14 protein-coding genes and 5 tRNA genes are annotated in these 17831 nt (G+C 46.8%); 9 read left to right on the forward strand and 10 right to left on the reverse strand.

Annotated elements, in window-relative coordinates; translation table 11 throughout:
• Positions 1 to 38: 38 nt before the first annotated feature.
• Genes M2404_RS08810 through M2404_RS08845 form a run of 8 tightly spaced genes read right to left on the reverse strand, consistent with a single transcriptional unit; the run spans position 39 to position 10273 of the window.
• Positions 39 to 1244 (reverse strand): TIGR04063 family PEP-CTERM/XrtA system glycosyltransferase, encoded by a 1206-nt coding sequence (locus tag M2404_RS08810; RefSeq protein ID WP_259239360.1) that lies wholly within the window; start codon positions 1242 to 1244, stop codon positions 39 to 41.
• A complete protein-coding gene (locus tag M2404_RS08815) occupies positions 1241 to 3136 on the reverse strand; it encodes an XrtA/PEP-CTERM system amidotransferase (protein WP_259239361.1) in 1896 nt (631 codons plus the stop codon). The genes M2404_RS08810 and M2404_RS08815 overlap by 4 nt, the downstream gene beginning before the upstream one ends.
• 2 nt (positions 3137 to 3138) lie before the next feature.
• Positions 3139 to 4296, reverse strand: coding sequence for a glycosyltransferase (locus M2404_RS08820; RefSeq protein ID WP_259239362.1), 1158 nt, complete (start codon positions 4294 to 4296; stop codon positions 3139 to 3141).
• Positions 4289 to 5752 (reverse strand): exosortase A, encoded by a 1464-nt coding sequence (xrtA, locus tag M2404_RS08825; RefSeq protein WP_259239363.1) that lies wholly within the window; start codon positions 5750 to 5752, stop codon positions 4289 to 4291. Before xrtA ends, M2404_RS08820 begins: the two co-directional genes overlap by 8 nt.
• Positions 5749 to 6969 (reverse strand): TIGR03087 family PEP-CTERM/XrtA system glycosyltransferase, encoded by a 1221-nt coding sequence (locus M2404_RS08830; protein ID WP_259239364.1) that lies wholly within the window; start codon positions 6967 to 6969, stop codon positions 5749 to 5751. Before M2404_RS08830 ends, xrtA begins: the two co-directional genes overlap by 4 nt.
• Positions 6966 to 7994: a FemAB family XrtA/PEP-CTERM system-associated protein gene (locus tag M2404_RS08835; protein WP_259239365.1), complete on the reverse strand. Its 1029-nt coding sequence runs from the start codon at positions 7992 to 7994 to the stop codon at positions 6966 to 6968. Before M2404_RS08835 ends, M2404_RS08830 begins: the two co-directional genes overlap by 4 nt.
• A 15-nt stretch (positions 7995 to 8009) precedes the next feature.
• On the reverse strand, positions 8010 to 8858 hold the full coding sequence (locus M2404_RS08840; RefSeq protein ID WP_259239366.1) for an XrtA system polysaccharide deacetylase: 849 nt from the start codon (positions 8856 to 8858) through the stop codon (positions 8010 to 8012).
• A gap of 5 nt (positions 8859 to 8863) precedes the next feature.
• On the reverse strand, positions 8864 to 10273 hold the full coding sequence (locus M2404_RS08845) for a TIGR03013 family XrtA/PEP-CTERM system glycosyltransferase (protein WP_259239367.1): 1410 nt from the start codon (positions 10271 to 10273) through the stop codon (positions 8864 to 8866).
• Between the two features lie 186 nt (positions 10274 to 10459).
• Here M2404_RS08845 and M2404_RS08850 point away from each other — a divergent pair, with 186 nt between their 5' ends.
• From M2404_RS08850 to M2404_RS08865, 4 genes are read left to right on the forward strand one after another with little or no spacing between them, the layout of a single operon-like run.
• The gene (locus tag M2404_RS08850) at positions 10460 to 11095 is read left to right on the forward strand and encodes an XrtA/PEP-CTERM system exopolysaccharide export protein (RefSeq protein WP_259239368.1); all 636 of its coding nucleotides are present in this window, start codon (positions 10460 to 10462) and stop codon (positions 11093 to 11095) included.
• A 39-nt stretch (positions 11096 to 11134) separates the two neighbouring features.
• Positions 11135 to 12730 (forward strand): XrtA system polysaccharide chain length determinant, encoded by a 1596-nt coding sequence (locus tag M2404_RS08855; RefSeq protein ID WP_259239369.1) that lies wholly within the window; start codon positions 11135 to 11137, stop codon positions 12728 to 12730.
• Positions 12727 to 13677 (forward strand): XrtA-associated tyrosine autokinase, encoded by a 951-nt coding sequence (locus M2404_RS08860; protein WP_259239370.1) that lies wholly within the window; start codon positions 12727 to 12729, stop codon positions 13675 to 13677. The genes M2404_RS08855 and M2404_RS08860 overlap by 4 nt, the downstream gene beginning before the upstream one ends.
• Entirely contained in the window at positions 13646 to 15292 is a 1647-nt protein-coding gene (locus M2404_RS08865; protein ID WP_259239371.1) for a TIGR03016 family PEP-CTERM system-associated outer membrane protein, read from the forward strand. The genes M2404_RS08860 and M2404_RS08865 overlap by 32 nt, the downstream gene beginning before the upstream one ends.
• A gap of 34 nt (positions 15293 to 15326) precedes the next feature.
• Here M2404_RS08865 and M2404_RS08870 read toward each other — a convergent pair whose 3' ends face one another.
• Positions 15327 to 16325 (reverse strand): ExeA family protein, encoded by a 999-nt coding sequence (locus M2404_RS08870; protein ID WP_259239372.1) that lies wholly within the window; start codon positions 16323 to 16325, stop codon positions 15327 to 15329.
• Positions 16326 to 16673: 348 nt separating this feature from the next.
• On the opposite strand from M2404_RS08870, the gene M2404_RS08875 reads away from it, so the two are divergent.
• The 5 genes from M2404_RS08875 (at position 16674) to M2404_RS08895 (ending at position 17156) form a co-directional block, all read left to right on the forward strand.
• Positions 16674 to 16749: transfer RNA gene (locus tag M2404_RS08875), tRNA-Ala, on the forward strand.
• Between the two features lie 14 nt (positions 16750 to 16763).
• Positions 16764 to 16839: transfer RNA gene (locus tag M2404_RS08880), tRNA-Glu, on the forward strand.
• A 31-nt stretch (positions 16840 to 16870) separates the two neighbouring features.
• Positions 16871 to 16946 (forward strand) — tRNA-Glu (locus M2404_RS08885).
• Positions 16947 to 16975: 29 nt separating this feature from the next.
• A tRNA-Glu gene (locus tag M2404_RS08890) sits at positions 16976 to 17051 on the forward strand.
• Between the two features lie 29 nt (positions 17052 to 17080).
• A tRNA-Glu gene (locus M2404_RS08895) sits at positions 17081 to 17156 on the forward strand.
• Between the two features lie 84 nt (positions 17157 to 17240).
• Here the strand turns inward: M2404_RS08895 and M2404_RS08900 are convergent.
• Complete coding sequence (locus M2404_RS08900; RefSeq protein WP_259239373.1) at positions 17241 to 17831, reverse strand: arylesterase; 591 nt, start codon at positions 17829 to 17831, stop codon at positions 17241 to 17243.

A 17831-nucleotide genomic window follows, 5' to 3' on the forward strand; every position in this document is an offset into this window, starting at 1 on the left:
TAGGACCAACAAGGCATATATGTAAGTTGCTTACACTATCAGACACGAGCCAGCCCCGCATAAACATCTGCATAACGGCCCACAGATACCGCCCAGTTGCGTTCTGTCTGAACATAGTGCAGTGCATTATCAATAATGCTGTCGTTGGTGCTGAAATTTTTTAGTGCTCTGACCGCTTGCTCGGCCAGATCATCAATATTATCGCGCTGAAATAACCAGCCGGTTCTGGCGTGTTCAATCAGCTCTAAATGGCCGCCCACATCAGATGCCAGCAGCATCATACCTTGTGCCATTGCTTCCAGCGGTTTTAATGGTGTTACCAACTCTGTTAAGCGCATGGCTTTACGCGGATACACCAATAAATCGACCAGGCTGTAATATTGCATCACATCGCGGTGTGCCACCCGGCCAGGCATAATTACAGCGTCTTCAAGCTGAAGCTCGCTAACCAACTGCTGCAATGCTTCGTGTTGTGGCCCGCCGCCAACGAGTAACAACATGGCATCCGGCACTTTTTGCCTGATCAGGGGCAGAGCTTTAATCAAAAGATCCAAGCCTTCATAGGCGTAAAACGATCCAAGAAAGCCCAGTACTGGCTTATTTTGCAGCTTAAACTGTAACTCAAGCGCGTTGTTTTTTTCACGAATAAGCTGAAACTGCTCAGGGTCTACTGCATTAGGGATCACCGTTATTTTTTCTGCGTTGATACCCCGGCTAACTAAATCCTGTCTCAGGCCTTCGCAAATAGTGGTAACAGCATCTGCTTTTTCCGCCACGTGGGTTTCCAGCGATTGCGTCATGTTATAACGCAGATCACCTTCTATGCAGGTACCATGGTCAACTGCGGCATCTTCCCAAAACGCACGTATTTCATATACTACCGGCAGTTTGGCTTTCTTGGCTGCCCACAATGCAGCCAGGCCGTTTAATGCCGGTGAGTGTGCGTGCAGTATGTCGGGTTTCTCCAGGCTGATAATTTCTAAGATGCGCTTTTTCAGCGCCAGTACCACAGCCAGCTCTTTTAATACCGGTAAACTCCAAAACCAGCTGCTATAAGGCAAAGTACGGTAAAAGCTGAAGCCTTCGGCTTGTTCAGTACCTTGCTCTTCGGTTGGGTGTTTCGGGCTGGTTACATGGCATGTTTGGTAGCCGAGTTTACGTTGCTGCTGCAAAATAGCGCGTGAGCGAAACGTATAACCACTATGTAATGGCAAAGAATGATCAAAAATATGCAGGATCTTCATTTGTTGTTGCGCTCCAGAAACGCTGAAAACATCAGCAGTGTCCATAGCGCTGCGCTGTTATCCTTCAGTGCGCGTTTATGATCGTCAATCAGCTGTTTTAACTCGGCAACATTAAAGTAGCCGCTGTTAATCATTACGTCGGACAACAATTTATCCTGCAGCTTTTGCTGCAATGGCCCGCGAAACCATTCAGCCAGCGGAACGGCAAAGCCCATTTTTTTACGATACAGCACATCATGCGGTAAATGCGGTTCGAGGGCTTTTTTCAGCGAGAACTTACCGACGCCATTTTGCAAATTAGCACCTGATTCAGCGGTAAAAGCCCACTCGACAAATTTGTGATCTAAAAACGGCACCCGTACTTCAAGTGAGTGTGCCATTGAAGCACGGTCTACTTTAGTTAAAATATCGCCCACCAGATAGGTTTTCATATCCAGATACTGGGCTATTTTCATCGGGTCCAGATGTTGTACTTTGCTACCGTAACGGCGAAATACTTCCAGTGAGCTATAACCGTTAAGGCGCTGCTTAAACGCTGGTGAAAATAGCCTGTCGCGCTGATCCTGGCGCAAAATAGCAATAGAGTTGTGGTAGCCGGCAACAGTGTCCATTGCCAATGACTGAAAGGTGGTTTTTGCGCGTAAAAAGCGCGGAGCCCAATCCAGTTTAGGGTAAATTTTACCCAGCAAGCCGAAAACAGGTTTTCTTATTGCCAGTGGCAAGCAGTTACGAAACCGCTCTTCATTCAGATGCAGCTTATAGCGGCGGTAGCCGGCAAACAGCTCGTCGGCACCATCACCGCTTAATGCCACCGTAACATGCTGACGGGCCATCTGGCACACACGATAGGTAGGTATTGCTGAGCTATCAGCATAAGGCTCGTCGTACAAATCTGCCAGTTGGTCCAGTAGTTCAAAATCATTCTGGCTAACGATATTTTCATGGTGGTTAGTGTTATAACGCGTGGCAACCTGACGGGCAAATTCGGTTTCATTAAATTGCGGGCTGTCAAAACCAATAGAGCAGGTATTAACCGGATCTTTTTGCAGGCCGGCCATCATGGCGACAACGGCGCTTGAATCGACACCGCCGGATAAAAAGGCTCCCAGCGGCACTTCTGCTACCAGACGAATATCAACTGCTTCACGAAACCGCGTGATCAGCTCTGCGCTTAGCTCCTGCTCTGTTACGGCAGTTTGCCACTGCGTCGGGACATCCCAGTACTGTTTGGGCTCGCTAAGCTGTGTCTGGCCGTGTTGCAACAACAAGATATGGCCCGGCGCTAGCTTATAGCTGTGTTGGTAAATAGTATAAGGCTCTGGAATATAGCCAAAGCTGAAATAGTCTTCGATAGTGCTGTCGCGCAGCGTGGTAACAAAATCCGGATGGTTGCGCAGTACTTTAAGTTCTGAGCCAAAAATAAACTGGCCATCATCAAGCAGCGAGTAAAACAGTGGTTTAATACCAAGACGGTCGCGGGCCAAAAACAGGCACTGACGGCTGTTATCCCAGATAGCAAAAGCGAACATACCGCGCAGGTGATGCACGCAGTCTTCACCCCATTCGAGCCAGGCATTGAGGATAGTTTCGGTATCACCGTTGGTATTAAACTGATAGCCCTTACCAAGCAGCTCCTGACGCAGTTCACGGTAATTGTAGATTTCACCGTTAAACACGATACAGGCCTGTGCATTGGCGCTTTGCATGGGCTGCGGGCTACCGGCAATATCGATAATGGATAACCGGCGGTGTGCCAGGCCAACTGTTGGCTGAAAAAAGTAGTCTCCGGCGTCCGGCCCGCGGTGCCACTGGCTATCGTTCATTTTAGCCAGAACTTGCGACTCAGGCGTGGCCTGGGTTTTCAGCTGATAAATTCCTGCTATACCACACATGGTTAACTCTGCATCCTTGTCATTTCATAAAGCTTTTGATATCGCTGTACCATCGTATCTATACTAAAGTTCTGATGGCAATGGTTTTTTACCAAATCTGCGTCATAAGCCAGCGCTTCGCGCTGTTGCAGATAGCGTAGCATGGCGTTCGATAACTGCTGCGGGTTATCTGAATCTACCAGGTTTGTCTTAAGTAGTGCCGCAGGCAGTAAATCCGGGTTGCCACCCACTGCGGTGGCAATAACTGGTGTACCGGCCGCCATGGCTTCGAGCAAAGTATTAGAAATACCTTCTGCCAGCGAGGGCAGCACAAATACATCGAAGCGCTGCATGAGCTGTGGAATATCCTGCCGGTTGCCGGTAAATACCACCTGTTCGCCTAGTTGTAAGGTATCGCGCAGTTGTTCCAGCTTTTGCCGACAGGGGCCGTCACCGACAATAATCAATGCACTTTCTGAGCGGTACTGCGGATATTGCTGTAGCAATAAACTGTAAGCTTGCAGCAGCAATGCCTGATTTTTAACACTGGCCAGGCGGCCCACTGTGGCAAACGCAATGGGAGCTGGCGAAGTAGTGCCAGGCGGCAGAGTAAGCTCTGCCGGTGTAGCATTGGCATACTTAGCGGTTTCTACACCGTTGCAAATGCGTTCAACCCGGTTTTTGTCTAATTTAATAATGTCAGTCAGATAATGTTCCGCTTCAGATGACAAACAAATAAAGCGCTGAACAAAGCCTTTAAATATACGGCGTATCAGGCGGTTTTTTTTATTACAGCCGCCAATGTCATGGCTGTCCCAGCCGTGCTCTCCATGCAAACGCAGGGGTACTTTACGCCACCAACCGACAACCTGCAGTTCCAGTGTTGCCAGGTTCCGGCTATGCAGTATGTCCGGCTGCAGGTTCTGTAACAGTATATTTAACCGGCTGAATGTCCCCCAGTCATGGCCTTCGGCTTTGTTCAGACAGTACAGTTCGGCATTATTTGTTTTTATACGTTTAACAAACTGCGGGTCGTGGCCGATTAGCGTAATAATACTGTGGCGGAATTTGTCCTGTGGCAGATGGTTGATCAGGTTAACCAGGCCATTTTCCAGGCCGCCGGTGCTAAAGTGCCAGACAAGATGGGCAATATGTACGGGCTGTTGCTGACGCTCAGTCATCCTGGTCTCCGTCAACGGCCTGATCAGTACCGGTGTGGGTTTGTGACAACAGGGCTGCGGCTTGTTGTAACACTGCCAGATTTTGCTCTGAGGCCTTACCATTTACTGATACCGCAAAAATATAGGCGGTGGACTGATCATCAGCCAGGTAACTTAATGCCTGGCGTACTTTTACTTCCAGTTCGGGTACTACCCGTTGTTCGTCAATCTGGTACCAATACAGTACAGTGCGTTGTTCATTTGTCAGGCTTCTTAGCTGCAATATGGCGCTGTCGGTGCCGGTAATGCGTTTTTGTATCTGCCAGCGTTGTTTATCAAACAGATTATTTTGCCAGTTAATCAGTTCGCCATTTTGCTGCTTATTACCATAACGGGCGGCGAAATACTCGGTTCCTGCCGTGTCCTGAGTGTGGCTTTGGGCAAGGCTGTCTACAAAATTGATGCCCCAGTTACTTTTTTCTACCGGCTCACTGGTAAGAGGCATGGCAAGATTTTCTACTGTGGCAGATTCTGTTATGACATTTAGCGATAACCGGTAGCTTAGGGTCATCGCCACAATTGCTGTTGCCAGAATCAACATTGCAGGTTTGGTTTGTAAGCTAAAATGTTGTTTGCTGCGCCGCTCAAGCTTTTGGACAGGATCTGAAAACTTTGCCCCTAACCAGAAACCTGCCATTAATACCAGGCCGAAAAATATCCAACCATATAAATAGTGATCAGCACCAAAGCCAAAACGCATATCGGTTTTTTCACCGATATAAACCAGCATAAAAGCACGCACGCCATTGGCCAGCACAGATAACAAGGCCATAAACACGACAAAACTGATTTGTTTCCAGATTTTGTTGTAGTGCAGGTAAGCAAACAGCGCTGAAATAGCCAGAGACGCAATAAGAAAACGTAAGCCTGAACAGGCTTCTGCAACTTCAAATAAACCTACCGGCGTGGCCAGATAAAGCCCCTCCCGGTACACCGGAATACTGACAGTCTGTAGCATCACTACAGTGAGATCGGCAGTAATGTTCTGTAAAAACGGCGACAACTCTTCGCCAAAAGGTACCAGAAATATCAGATAAGTTATGGCAAACCAGTGCAGGCGGCTGTTAGTGCTACCCAAAACAAGCCATAACAGTGCCTGTAACGACATTACGGCTGCAATATGCATTAGCAGGGCAATGTCTGCCGCATAGCCAAACAGCCAAATCAGTTGCAGTAATATCAGGCCAAGTGCAGGCAGCCATAGCCAGGAGCCTGGCACTGAAGGTGTAATAAGTGGTGTTTTAGCCCGGTAAAAAAAATACAGGCAGATGGGCAGAATAAGATAGCAATGATTATAGGTGGCAGAACTGCGCCACACCCGCTCCATATCCAGCCAGGTTGAGCTATACAACACCACATAAGCGAGGCCGATAACAGCCACGAACAAAATATTGAGCTGGCGGTTTAACGGAGTCATGCCGGCAACTCCGGACGGATAAAACTGTTTAACCGTACTAACGTTTGCTGCCAGGTGAAATGCCGTAAAATCCACTGCCGGTTGACAGAGGGCGTTGAAGTGCGCTCCAGTTGCTGTTTACAGGCGCGGATAAAACCCTCCACGCCATCGGCAATTACTGCATCTTCGCTGGCAGGTGCATTAATGCCTTCCATTGCCATAGCACTGCACACCACTGCTTTGTTCATTGCCATCGCTTCAAGCACTTTATTTTGTATACCGCGTGCTATCAGCATAGGCGCTACTGCAAAGAGGGCATGGCTGATATAAGGGCGTACGTCGTCTACACGCCCGGTAACAACTACACCAGCTTGCTGGCTAAGAGCACGCACCTCAGCACTGGGTTTGCCGCCAACTATCACAAAATATAACTGTGGGTATAACTGTTTCAGCCGCGGCCAGATGTTCTGACAAAACCAGCATACGGCATCGACATTAGCCCAGTAATCCATGGCGCCGGTAAAGACAATATATTGCTCAGGTAATGTCTGTTCTACGCGGTGTTCTGCAGTCTCAGGTGAGAAATAGTCAGTGTCAACGCCATTTAATATGCTGTGTACTTTGTGCTGCAACTCAGCAGGCAGCATGGCACGAAAGGCACTGGCTTCATCGTCTGACACAAACAAACTGCTGTTAAAACGCTGACAAATCTGTTTTTCGTATTGCAGCAGTAATCGGGCTTCTCGCTGATAGAACCAGCGTTTTACACCTCGTGATTTTTCAGCATATTGGCGCCATTTATCTGAGTCAATATCAACAAAGTCTATAACCCTGCTTAATGACTGATACTCGGTTTTATCGACGTACTGCGCCATAGAAGATGAGTACACCAGCACCTTTGTAATTTTATGTGTGCTAATAGTAGCTTTTACCCAGGCTGCCATAGCCCGGCTAAAGTAATAGGGCAGGGTAATGGCCTGGTTTTTCATAAAACCGCTTAAACCACACAGCTTTGCCTGCCACTTGGTTTGGTTTACACAAAATGTGGTGGCGCACCACTGGCTGAGAGCGTTTATATACTGCCGGTCAAAAGGATCATCAATAAAACAGCCCAAATGCACGGTGTAGTGTTGGCTTAGCGCTTTCATTAAGTTAAAAGAGCGGATCTTATCGCCCTTATTTGGCGGATAGGGAATACGATGTACCAGCAACAGTAAATCCGGTTTAGTAGTTGTCATCCCAGATACCTCGACAGGGCAGGGCCAAGCCACTGGCTTACGGGTAGGGGCAGTTTTTGCCATAGCCGGATAAACAGCTGATATTTAGGATTATTAGGGCTCAGATTTGGCAATTGTTGGGCAGTGATCAATTTATACTGGTAATGCAGCTCTGTCGCTGCCATGCCCCAATGCTTTTTATACTGATAGGCGCCAGATTCCAGTTTGCTGCGGCCAAAGTCATAACGCTGGCAGTTTTTATCCAGCCTGGCGTGGCACATCAGTTGGTAATACATATAGTCATTACTTTTTAGCGACTTAGCTTCGCTGATGCCACCGCCATAATAAGGCAGTACTTCGCCTTTATAATAAAAGCTCAGCACCGAGGATACGGCTTGCTGCTCTTTACGCACCGTCAGAATTTCAGTCTGTGCAGGAAATACCTGCATGATTTTCTGGAAAAAAGCTTTGCTGAATACCGGAGTACCCAGATTGCGTACACTTTCTGAGTAAGTCTGATAAAAATCGTTTGGGTTTGTGTCCAGCGTGTAGTGTAAAGGCTCGTTCAGCGCATGGCGGATAACTGCGCGTTGCTTTTTCTTTACGTTCGCCAGGATCTGTTCAGCTGTTTCAGCCAGTTCGCAGGCAAAGTAAGCATGCTGGCTGCGGGTGGTAAAGTCATTGTCCTGTGCTGTTTTATAGCGCAGTTCAATATGTTTTACCTGCAGTGAATTAGCAAGTTTTACGGCTTCCTGCTCTAAAAACCGTTTAACGGCCGGTTCGCCAACAGCACCGCCATAAACACAAAATGGCGTAGACACCAGCGCATCGCCAAACAGCATACTTTTAACGCGGGCTAACGGCAGTACACCAACAATCTGGTTATTCTCGCTAGCATACAGGTAATAACAACGATGACCGGCATCAGCTATAATTTGTTGCCAGCCGGATAAATGAAAAAAAGTTGCTTCGTCACTGGCTGTTACAAAATTATCCCACGCCACTGCTTGCTCGTCCCTGAGCGACAATGTATTCAGTTGATACATCCGGTTCCCTTCTGTTTAAGCAAAATATGGTTGATATACTTCTTTGACGCTACGCCACTGATAGTCTTGCAGCAAGCGCACCAGTTTAGCTTCCATGCGGTTTAAGTTAGTGTAGTGCCTGAATTTTGATTTAAACGGTGCTTGCTCAAACCGTGGCTGATGCGGATCTATTTCCCACGGATGAAAATAAAACATGTAGGGTGCATCACTTTGCTTCAGGTAGCTGTCGATACACTTTTTACTAAGCCAGTATGGCAGCAGGCGAAAGTAACCACCGCCAGCGATGGGCCACTGTTTGCCTGCTTTATTTAATACCGGCATCGGGCATTCCCAAATACCTTCTGTGCGTTTATAGGGTTGTTGCGGCCAATCAGGAGTACCGTATAAGTCGTGCACTACAGGGTAAGTGCTGGAACTGTAAAGGTATCCGGCCTGTTGGAGTACATCAAATGCCCATTCATTTGTTTTTCCGATAGAAAAACTTGGCGCGCGATAACCAACCACTTCAGCGCCGGTAATGTCTTCCAGAATGGCTTTGGCACGGCTGACATCCTGCAAAAATTCAGCTGCAGTTTGCACAGAAGCTTTGGCATGAGCATAGCCATGACTTGCAACTTCGTGGCCTGCGGCATGTATCTGCCTTACCAGCTCTGGATAGCGTTCGGCTACCCAGCCCAGGATAAAAAAGGTCGCGGTAGCCTGATGTTTGTCAAACTGTTGCAGCAAAATTTCCGTATTACGGGCCACGCGTTGCGGAAAATCAGGCCACTGCGCCGGAGACACAGTGGCATCAAAAGCTGCGACATGAAAATAGTCTTCAACATCTACAGTAAGCGCATTACTTCTTAACCGTGCATACTGCATTGTTATTAACGCCCTTTGCCAAAAAGTACAATTTCTACGGTTCTGACAAGAATCATCAAATCCAGCATCAGGCTGCGATGTTTAATGTAGTACAGGTCAAATTTGAGTTTTTCCTGTGCATCTTCAGCGGTAGAGCCATAAGGGTATTTAAGTTGAGCCCAGCCTGTCAGGCCAGGTTTAACATTATGCCGCTGATTGTAATAGGGGATGTCTTTTGCCAGTTGATTAACAAACTCTGGCCGCTCTGGCCTGGGCCCGACAAAGCCCATATCACCGGATAATACATTCATTAGCTGCGGTAGTTCATCTATACGGTATTTGCGGATGATGCGGCCTACACGTGTAACCCTGTCATCGTCAGCTGTTGCCCAGCGGGCACCGTTTTTCTCTGCGTCAGGCCGCATACTGCGGAATTTAACAATATAAAAAGGCTTGCCGTCATATCCCACTCGTATCTGGCGGTAAAATACCGACGCACCAGTTTTGCGGCCGTCTTCCAGATAAATAAGCAGGGTGGTAATGAGCATAATAGGCCAGGTAACCGCCAGTAACAAAATGGCCAGCACAACATTAAGTTTGTAATCTAGGTTGGTTTTAAAGCGCTGATTTAAATCCAAACCGTTAGCATAAATTACCCAGCTCGGATAAATCAGGTTTACTGCGATCTGGCCTGTTTCACGCTCGATAAAATCAAGAATTTCGATGACGTCAATGCCACGTGTTTTGCATTTAAATAAATGCTCAACCGGCAACATATTACGCCGCTCGTCACAGGCAATAACCAACTGATCAATCTTGTGTTCAACAACATACTGATAAAGATCATTTTTATAGTCGAACTTTGCCAGCTTATGCTCAGCGATACCGGCGTCTTTATCACCCTCAATCGGAGCAAAGCCGACAATTTCAAAATTGCGCTTATCAACATTCCGCCGCATGCGCCTTTCAATAATGGAAGCCCGCTCACCCGCACCTAATATTAATACCCGACGTCTGCTGATGCGGGTAATGTCGTTGTAGTGAAAAAAAGCACGGAATGCCGATACGCTGATTGCAGAAAGTACAGAGGCCATAGCCAGATACAGCGTACCGATATGCAGCGCTGAAAACAGCTGGAAAATAATCAGCTCAAGCAAAATTGCGTTAAACAGCAGCGTAATAACGACACGCTTGATGATCCCTTTTTGCCCCTCGCGCAGTTTCTGGTCATAAAGACCTACTGACAAAGCACACAGCATTACTGAAGCCGCAAATAATGCAGCATTAATCAGGCGGTGTTCAAAAGATACAGGAGACAGGTAATAACTGTAGGCATAGCTGGCAAGTAAACTGGATAACACTAGCAGTGTTAATTCACCCAGCAAAAACAGCTTGTCTGCAATCGTATTTCGTCCGTAACGACTTGCTTTACTCATAACGACATCCTTGTTGCATCCATTGCATTTAAGCTATCACCACCACCGAAAAGGTCGGTGAGGCAAAACCAAGCGCACTAATTATACTATTTCTACAGCAAAACAAAAATTAAATTTTCAATTTTTACATCACAAGGGTAAATTTTTAAGTTATATTATGAGGGCGTCAGTAAAAGGATGAGTAATATGATGGCTACACCAGCGAAAGGATATTGCGGTTTAACGTTGATTTTAGGTCTGTTTTTAGCAGGTTGCAGCAGCAACTCCACGTTGCCTCCGGCAACGGTGCAAAACTCTTTGACTACCTCCGTTGATAATTATCAATATCTTATTGGTCCAAATGACACCGTTGGCATTTTTGTCTGGCGAAACCCGGAGCTATCCGGCACTTTTATCGTTAGGCCAGATGGCAAGGTATCAACATCTTTGGTTGAAGATGTTCCCGTCAGTGGTAAAACTCCAACTCAGGTTGCCCGTGATATGGAGGCAATTCTCAGTAAATATATCCGCGATCCGGTGGTAACGGTATCGGTAACCAACTTTGTTGGTCCATACAGTGAACAGGTACGGGTAATAGGTGCTGCAGCCAACCCCCAGGCGATCAGCTACCGGCAGTATATGACGGTACTTGATCTGATGATTGCAGTTGGCGGTTTAACTGAATTTGCTAACGGTAATGGTGCTAAGCTGGTAAGAACGAAAGATGGCCAGCAAGTAACATTTAATATCAGGCTGGATGACCTTATCCGTGATGGCAAAATTGCTGCCAACGTAGATATGTTGCCTGGCGACGTTGTAATTATTCCGGAAGCATGGTTTTAAGCAGCGCGGATACGCTGGTTAAGGTTCAGGGAGTGACTGATGAAAGAACTGCAACAAGCGATTGAGCAGGTACGTACCTATATTCAGGGTGTGTGGCTGCGCAGACGTTATATCGTAATTACTGCCTGGCTGATTTGCCCGGTAGGCTGGGTGTATGTGTACAACATGCCACCTACATTTGAAGCTAATGCTAAGTTATATGTAGAAACCAGCACTGTACTGGAACCTTTGCTGCGCGGCCTTGCCTTGCGGACCAATTCTGAAGATGAAATTAAGCTGATGGCGCGTACCCTGCTAAGCAGGCCAAATCTGGAGAAAATTGCCAGAGCGACCGATCTTGATATTCAGGCGAAAGACGAAAAAGCTTTTGAAGACCTTATCAATACTCTGCAAAAACAGATAAAAATATCGGCATCCGGACGGGAAAATATTTACGTTATTGCTTACAGTAACCCGCAGCCCCAAATGGCGCTTAAAGTAGTGCAAGAAACGCTGAACAACTTTGTTGAAGGGCGAATAGGTTCAAGCCGTGCAGACTCTCAGACCGCAGAACGTTTTTTGTCTGATCAGATATCAGATTACGAACGCCGCCTTATTGAGGCAGAGCTGCGGTTGTCAGACTTTAAAAAGCACCGGATGAATATGTTGCCGGGCAATCAAAGTGATTACTACAGCCAGATTAGTGATGAAAAGAAGCGCCTGGAAGAAGCTAACCTGGCCCTTAAAGAGCTGGAAACCCGGCTTGCGTCGTCTAAAAGCCAATTACTGGGTGAAGAGCCGGTATTTGGTGTTATGCCGTATTCTGGCAGTGCAAACAGGCCTGCAACCCAGTTTGATGAACGTATAAGAACTTTACAGTCACAATTAGACAATCTGTTGATCCGTTATACTGAATTTCATCCTGACGTGTTGGAAACTAAGCGATTGCTGCAACAGTTGGAGCAACAGCGTGACAGTGAGTTTGAAGCTCTAGCGCAAATGTCGTCAGAAAACCCGGGCCAGAGCAGTAACCTGAATCAGAATGCTGTTTATCAGGAACTACGTATCAGTGTCTCACGGCTGGAATCTGAGGTGGCGTCTACACGGGTGCGGGTGCAGGCTTATCAGGATCGGGTAACGACACTGGAAAGCAGGCTTAACCTTATCCCTGAGATTGAAGCTGAATTTACCGGTCTGAACCGTGACTACGATATTACCAAATCCAAGTATGAAGCTTTACTGGCCCGCAGAGAGTCAATGGAGCTGTCCCGCCGTGCAGATGCCTCATCTCAGGATGTACAGTTTAACGTGATAGAACCGCCGCGTGTACCTTTAACGCCGTCAGGACCAAACCGGGGATTATTTTACTCGCTGGTGTTGTTAGTGGGGCTTGGTGCCGGAATATTTATGGCGTTTGTTCGCAGCCTGATTTCGCCTGTATTAACCAGCGCGCTGCAATTGCAAAGCATCAGTGATTATCCGGTGTTTGGTGTGGTATCTCATACTGACAAACACGCTATTCTAAAGCAGGTGCGGTTACATTTTCTGTACTTTGCCATGCTTAGTGGTGGCTTATTACTGTGCTATGCCGCATTGTTAAGTAATGAAATGCTGTTTGGCCGCTCTGCCGAGCTGTTGTTGAGGGTGATCCGGTGAGTATTATTGAAAAAGCCATAAGAAAACAGTCTGATGTATCCGCCAAACAAGCGGATACTACGCTGGAGCGTTCACAACAGGTAGTTGCACCGTCTACGGATCTTTCCTTACAACAGGAGGTTCCTGTATCTAAGCGGGAGCCAGCATACAGTGCAATAGCAGAAGACAATAGTGCTACAGACACTCAGGCCACAGCAGAGGATTTGCAGGGACATAAACCTTCGGTCACGCTGGACCTGAGATTACTGGAACAGAAAAACTTTGTTTCGTTGTCCAGTGAACGTCGGCTTATTAATGAAGAATATCGTGTTATCAAACGCAAACTGATCAGCAATGCATTTGGTGCACTTAGCGGTACATTAAAACATCCCAACTTGATCCTGGTTAGCAGCTCAAGGCCGGGGGAGGGGAAAACCTTTTCTGCCATCAATCTGGCGCTTAGCATCGCGTTGGAACAGGATAAAACAGTATTGCTGGTAGACAGTGACGTACTGCGCCCCAGCGTATCAAAAACGCTGAATATTCATCATGATGTAGGTTTAACCGATTACTTACTGTCAAGTGAGATTAAAGCATCGGATATTATTCTGAGCACTAATGTTGACCGGCTGAAGATCATTACGGCCGGCCGGCCACATCACTTGTCCACCGAATTGCTTGCCAGTGAGCGTATGCTGATGCTGGTCAATGAATTCGCATCGCGTTATTCAGATCGTATTGTTATTTTTGATGCGCCGCCGCTGCTGGGCGTTAATGAAACGGCTGTCATGGCTTCCATGTGTGGCCAGGCAGTGGTGGTGGTGGAAGAAAATCAATCAAAACTGGCAGAAATAGAGCAGGCAGTGGCATTGCTACCTAAAGACATTGCAATAGGTTTTTTGATCAACAAGGCTCACCGTAACCAGGGTAGAGGTTATGGTTACGGTTATTATTATGGCGCGGGCTAACACAGTATTGCACCATCCGGTAAGGTTAACGCCGCTGGTTACAGCGATAACTGCATTGCTGGCTCCTGCACAGGTGCTATCGGCAAAAACAGACATTAAGCCTGAAATAGAAACACGCACTTATGGTTACTGGATCAGAGACGAACAAGCCGGTGGTGGTCTGGATAAAGGAATGGCTGCCTTACTGAAACCTTCGGTTGCTATTAACCTTACTGGCAGGAATGCTTCTTCAGCACTGTTTTTACAAAATGAATCCGTATGGTATGACGATTCGCAACGCTCACATAAAAGCCTGGATAAATATAGCTGGCGTAATATGTTTAATGCTTATGATGAGCGTATCAGCCTGGGATTAAGTGCGGATTCTGGCTATCGGATCCGGGACTCACGCAACGGCGTGTTCTCCGATATCATTACCGGCACTGAAAACTTGTCTAAAACCAGTAACTATGGTGCTAATGTGGGTTTTCGTACGCTGCAAACAGCAGATGTGAATGCTCAGCTTGGCCTGGCTTACAATAAACTGAGTTCCAGACAGCCTGAGCTGCAGGATGATTTTGGTGATTTTGATAATGATACCTTAAGCAGTTTTCTCTTGCTTGGCAGTGCACAACGCCAATCGACTCTGTTTTGGCAGTTATCGGCAAACTACAATAAGACCGGGCGCGAAGGTAACAGAGGAGACTTTGTCAGTAAACGGGCCAGTGGTACAGCAGGTTTGCCGTTGTTGCCCAGTTTGTCGATGGTAGTGCGTGGCAGCTATGACGATAATGATAATACCTCTGGTTATGCCAATGAATTTAAGTCATATGGTGTAGGCCTTGAATACCAGTTTGGCCTGGCATCACGGATTAACGTTACGCAAAACTGGGCAACGCGCTCTGTTGGTGAGCAGCAGCAAGATATTGACGAGAATTATCTTGCCGCTGAAGTTTTTCTGGCACCAACGCGACGTACGTCTTTGTCTTACAGCCTGGATAGGCGTTATTTTGGCCGCAGTTCAAGTTTGCAGGGACAATACAATCTCAGATTTTTGTCGGTAAGGTTGTCTGTTCGCGAAGATGTGCAAACTTTATCTTCTTTTGACCAGCTCATTGAAGACCTGGGTATTTTTGTTTGCCCGGATGGTGCGGCTCAGTTTACAGACTGTTTCCGGCCGCCGACAAATAACTACCAGTTAGGCACCGGAGAATCGTTTAGGCAGCTGTTTAACACAGAGCTTGAGCTTAGCGAAGAGTTGATTAAACGACGCACAGCAGCAATGACAGTGGGTTACAATAAAAACCGTCTGGCGTTGAGTGTTATGCTTAGCCGGAGTGAAGACGAATATGTCGAAACCGAGCGGCAAAATAACCGCAATTCTTTCTCTGTTCAGTCATCCTGGAAGTTATCTAAACATTCCAGCTTGTTATTTAACGGCTATTATTACGATATCAACTATTTGACCGATGAGCGTGAAGATAAAAATTTATCTGTAGAAATGGGGCTTAAACGCCAGTTGAATGAAAATTCTGAGATTAAGGCTATGCTAAAGCGTATCAGCCGCAATTCGTCAGTAGACAGTTTTGATCTCACTGAAAACAGGATCTGGTTAAGTTATACGATACGCCTGTAATTACAGGCGTATCGCTGCTGTTAAGCCTGGCTTATTATTCTTTATTATCTCTGTTGTTAAGTAATTGCTGCTGTCGTTTAAGCAGTGCATCCAGCTCTTTTGCCATACGGATTTTTTGCTCCAGTGCGCTGTCAAGCACCGCTGATAATTCACTTAGCATACTCTGCTTTGATACTGCCGGAGGCTGTTGCACAGACATTGCAGGTGCCGATGGCTGCTGGTTGGCAATTTCCTGCGATAATTCTTCCAGCACGGTTTTGACATGTTCAGCAGTAATAACCGGGCATTCTTCCAAATAACCAAAGAGCAGTATTCTGTCCATTACGGTATTAATTTTCCGTGGTATGCCGCGGCTGTGCTGCTGGATGAGGGCGAAGCAGTCATCCTGCAATATGCTTGTGTTGCTACCAGCTTGCAGCAAACGGTATTGGATATAGGCTTTGGTATCTTCAATCTGAAATGCCGACAGATTAGAGGAAGCGATAATCCGCTGGCGAAACTGTTCCATATTTTCGGCTTGAATAATCGCATTTAATTCATTTTGGCCCAGCAGGAAGCTTTGTAACAGTGGTTTACCATTAAGCTGAAAATTAGACAGCATACGCAGTTCTTCAATAGAGGCCAGTGGTAAGTTTTGCGCTTCATCTACAAGTAGCAATGCTCTGCGATGCTGGGAATGCAAGCGTTTAAGATAACTGTAAATGGCATCAAGATAACTGGCTTTAGTATGCTCTGTTACCACAAGATTAAAACAGGACGCAATCATTCGGATAAGATCGTCAGGCTCCAGTTTTGATGTGACAATCTGTTTGGCAATAATTTCATCCTGATTCAACTGACTTAGCAGTTGGTTTGCAATAGTGGTTTTTCCTGTACCCACATCGCCGGTAATAACAATAAAACCCTCACCCTGGCTTAATCCATACTGTAAATAGGCGAGGGCGCGTTTATGCAGTTTGCTGGCATAAAATAAGTTCAGGCTTGGTGTAAGCTGAAATGGTCGTTCCTTTAACCCGTAGTACTTTTCGTACATAGTGAAAATCCTTTTTAAAGTAACGCAGGTCTTATATACCGTGCTTACCGCTTATCTGATGTGGCTTAGTTTATACAAAAAACAGCCATAACACGATGCTGACAGGCAAATGCAACAAGGTTTTTTCCTGTTACCTGAGGCAGCCTTACAGTGGTATGGTTAAATCTTTCGCTAAGCTGTTATAAAGCCTGTAATTTCAGCAATTTTTGTCTGCAAATTCAGCATTGCGTTTAAAAAACGCCCGAACGATAAAAGCTGCTGAAAAAACTGTTGACACATTTTCAGTGGCACCCTAGAATGCGCCCCGTGTTCAGCGCTAACGCAGGTTAGCAAAAAGCACAAAAGTGTGGGGCTATAGCTCAGCTGGGAGAGCGCTTGCATGGCATGCAAGAGGTCAGCGGTTCGATCCCGCTTAGCTCCACCAAGATTTTTTAGTGCGTCCCCTTCGTCTAGAGGCCTAGGACACCGCCCTTTCACGGCGGTAACAGGGGTTCGAATCCCCTAGGGGACGCCAATAAATCTAAAATTTGAATGAATGTCTTTGCGTCCCCTTCGTCTAGAGGCCTAGGACACCGCCCTTTCACGGCGGTAACAGGGGTTCGAATCCCCTAGGGGACGCCACTTCATCATTTATTGTCATCTGTTACTGTGTCCCCTTCGTCTAGAGGCCTAGGACACCGCCCTTTCACGGCGGTAACAGGGGTTCGAATCCCCTAGGGGACGCCACTTCATCATTTATTGTCATCTGTTACTGTGTCCCCTTCGTCTAGAGGCCTAGGACACCGCCCTTTCACGGCGGTAACAGGGGTTCGAATCCCCTAGGGGACGCCACTTCGCGTCTTAGCAGTAAATTACCAATACACATCCGCTAACAAACTCATCCTTGAGTCTTTACCTATCCTGTTTCAAAATCCGTTAGTCAGTTTTTAACGTCGCCAGCAGCTTGCCGACAAATTCGCTAATCAGTGGCTGTGCTTTGCTGTTCGGATGTATGCCATCCGGCAGCATGAGTTCGCTATTAACAGCGATGTCGTCCATAAAAAACGGCCACAAGGTTATTTGATGTTTTTCTGCCAATTGCGGATACAAATCGCTGAACTGTTTGCCATAGCGTGGTCCATAGTTTGGTGGAATGCGTATTTGCATTAACACCGGCACGGCATTATTCTGCAGTATCAGTGAAATAATGCTGTTCAGGTTTGCTTGTACGGTGTCAATGGCAAAGCCGCGCAGGCCATCGTTACCGCCAAGCTCAATGAGTACCGCGTCTGGTTTATGTTGTGTTAGCAGAGCGGGTAAACGCGCTAGCCCGCCAGCGGTTGTTTCACCGCTGATACTGGCATTGATCAGCTGCCAGTCTTGTTGTTGCTGTTGCAGCAGGTGTGGCCAACTTTGCTGCTGTTGCATGCCATACGCTGCGCTGAGGCTGTCGCCCAGGATCAACATTTTTTGTGCGAAGCAGGCCTGACTGAAGAATCCGATTAACAAAATTAAGAAAATACGCAT

The organism is Rheinheimera pacifica (assembly GCF_024809855.1).
Lineage (GTDB): Bacteria > Pseudomonadota > Gammaproteobacteria > Enterobacterales > Alteromonadaceae > Alishewanella > Alishewanella pacifica_A.